The sequence below is a fragment of the Streptomyces sp. OfavH-34-F genome, from assembly GCF_022347745.1.
Taxonomy (GTDB): Bacteria; Actinomycetota; Actinomycetes; order Streptomycetales; family Streptomycetaceae; genus Streptomyces.
The window spans coordinates 1-1,381 of the sequence record NZ_JAKRGC010000614.1 but is presented as its reverse complement, the minus strand read 5'-3'; the positions used below and the strand labels follow the sequence as shown (position 1 = coordinate 1,381).

Annotated in this window: 2 protein-coding genes; both read right to left on the bottom strand. The window is 76.0% G+C overall.

The window, feature by feature from the left end; genetic code table 11:
* On the bottom strand, positions 1-628 hold a 628-nt coding region (locus tag MHW47_RS35425; RefSeq protein ID WP_374230201.1), incomplete at its 3' end, for an MFS transporter.
* 331 nt (positions 629-959) lie between these two features.
* On the bottom strand, positions 960-1,381 hold a 422-nt coding region (locus tag MHW47_RS35420; RefSeq protein ID WP_275449974.1), incomplete at its 5' end, for a VOC family protein.

Sequence of the window (1,381 nt, the reverse complement as noted above, 5' to 3'; positions counted from 1 at the left end):
CCGCCCGGGCCGCCCGCTTCCCCGCCGCCGTCCCGGACGACGGGACCTCGGCGCGCGGGGGCCGCCCCACCGGCGCGGGGTGCGCCGCCGGCCGCAGCAGCGGGATGACGGCGGTCACGCAGAGGAAGGAGATCCCGTTGACCACGTAGGCGGACGCGGTGCCGAGCGTCCCGACGGCCACGGCGGCGAGCGCGGTCCCGGCCAGCCGGCCGGCGCTGTGCACCATCGAGCCGAGGGCGATGGCCGAGGGCACGTCCGACCGGGGCACCAGATCGTTGCCCAGCAGCGCGGTCGCGGGCCCGTCGATGGTGTTCACCAGACCGGTGACCGCCGCCAGCGCGAGCAGGACCGGCACGTTCAGCAGCCCGGCGCCCAGCAGGGCCGCCGTGGCGAAGGCGATCACCGCCAGCACCGCCTGGCTGACGGCGGCGGTGACCTTGAGCGGCCAGCGGTCCACCACGGCCCCGCCGAAGACGCCGAGCAGCAGTCCGGGCCCGGCCTGGACGGCCAGCGAGAGCCCGGTCGCGGCGGCCGAGCCGGTGATCTGGAGCACCAGCAGGTTCTGCACGGTGAGCTGCATCCACGCCCCGGTGTTGGACACCAGGTTGGCGGCGGACCACCAGCGCATGCTGGGAACGGCGAGGCAGCGCCACGGGCTGGTGGCGCGGCGGCGCGACTTCCGGGCGGCGGCGGAGGCGGCAGGAGGCACGGGAAGCACTTCTCCAACGGGGGCGGTCGAACGGCACGCGTCGGATTACGGAGTGGTCTCGCGGTAATGCCTCGGCTGCAAGGGGCGCGGACGGGCGGCTGCCGGTCGGCGCGTTTCATCTTCACAAACATCGCACCGACGCCGGAGCCGCCCTCCGCCGGGGCCTCCGCCCGGAAGCCGGAAGATGACCGAACCGCCCGGTCCCGGGCGGGAGTTCAGGACGCCGTGTGCTTGCTCACACGGCCGCCCGTCAGCGGTCGGACACGGTGAACAGCGCGCCCTCCGGGTCGCAGATCACATACGCGGTCCCGGGCAACCCCTCCACCGGGGTCGCCTCGCCCCCGGCGGCCACCGCCTCCGCCGCCGTCCGCCGGCTGTCCGCCACCAGGAAGTCGATGACCCAGCGCGCCCGCAGCCGGGGGTCCGGGTCGTTCTGCACGCCCCCGCCGCGCAGCGTCACCACGGTGTGCCCGCCCGCCCGCACCAGCACCCGGTCCTGCGCGTACTCCACCGAGCAGCGGCTGTCGGGACGCGCCCAGTCGAAGACCTCCCCGTAGAAGATGGCCGCCTCGAAGGCGTGGCGCGACTGGAGGTCCACGCGGGCCGGGGCGCGCGGCCCGGCCGACCAGACGGGCGCCGGACCCTCCCAGAAGCCGAAGGCCGCGCCCTCCC